Here is a 1,217-nt window from a genome sequence, read left to right on the forward strand (position 1 = left end):
ACTAAATTGCAATAATAAATTGAACTAATTTCAAACTGTAATAATTTTACTTGTATAAAATTAGTTTTAGTTGATCTTCAAAAGCTTCATTAGGCGTTAAATATCCTAAGATTTTTCTTGGCAAAGTATTACACCAATTTTGAACTCTAGCAATAGCTTCAATTGAGAATTCATTTATGCTTCTACCTTTAGGTATAAATCTTCTTATCAAGCCATTGTGACGCTCATTTGTGCCTCGTTCCCAAGATGAATATGGGTGGGTATAATAAACTTTGGTATCAACTATTTCTTCTATACTGGCTAGCTCTGAGAATTCAGAACCATTGTCACTGGTAATGCTTTTAAAGACTGTGGAAAAAAGCTCTCCCGCTTCTTTGATTAGCTTTGTCATAGTTTCCTGGACTGAATGAGACGTTTTGTCAGCAATCTTACGAATGATTTGTGAGCGAGTTGTACGTTCTGTCATAGTAAGTAGAGCTGCTTCATCTTTAGTTTTTTTACCAATAATAGTATCAATCTCCCAGTGACCAAATTCGCTGCGATCATTAACGCTTTCAGGCCGTTCTTCAATACTGGTACCCAGTTTCTTTTTGTTCTGTTTAACACGGTTGGACTTTGAAGATCGTTTTAATTTCAGTGGTAAATCAATGTTTTTGATCTCAAGTAGCCCAGCATCTATATAATTATAGAGAGTTTTGGTACAAACCATCTTTGAATCTGGAAATTTATTATGCCGTTTAGCTGCCCCACAAATAGAATCAAGTGAATGATCTAAGTTATAAAATTCGTCTAAAACATGTTCTATGAAATCTTCACACTCTAATAGTTTAAACTTAGGTCCACAATTTTTACGATTATTCTCATAAACTGTTTGGCCAGTATCAGGGAAATAGATATCAATAGTTTTATTACCTTTTATTTGTGAGACTGTACCACGTTTCAACTCATTTCTAATTGTGTTAGAAGCTCTACCCAGGCGTTTACCAATGGCATAAGGTGATAGTCCTTCTGAATGTAATAAAGCAATTTGACCACGATCATAAGCATTTAGGTGTTTATTTTTTCGAGAATTTGGTGTATCATTTAAGTAGTCCATAGTGTGCACCCTCCTGTAATGTTTATTGTTTGTAGTAATTCAATTATATTACAGTTTGGTCCACTATGGGCATTTTATTTATTATTTTTTTAATTAGTTCAAGTTCATTATACAATCAAGC

At 33.3% G+C, this 1,217-nt stretch carries 1 protein-coding gene; it reads right to left on the bottom strand.

Going from position 1 to position 1,217, the window contains the following annotated elements:
- Nucleotides 1-46: 46 nt before the first annotated feature.
- The gene (locus LJ207_RS12210; protein WP_229346774.1) at nucleotides 47-1,096 is read right to left on the bottom strand and encodes an IS30 family transposase; all 1,050 of its coding nucleotides are present in this window, start codon (nucleotides 1,094-1,096) and stop codon (nucleotides 47-49) included.
- Nucleotides 1,097-1,217: the final 121 nt, after the last annotated feature.

The organism is Halanaerobium polyolivorans (assembly GCF_020711195.1).
Lineage (GTDB): Bacteria > Bacillota > Halanaerobiia > Halanaerobiales > Halanaerobiaceae > Halanaerobium > Halanaerobium polyolivorans.

Excerpts from the sequence above, each read along its gene's own strand:
- LJ207_RS12210 (WP_229346774.1), bottom strand. The coding sequence starts at position 1,096 with ATGGACTACTTAAATGATACACCAAATTCTCGAAAAAATAAACACCTA.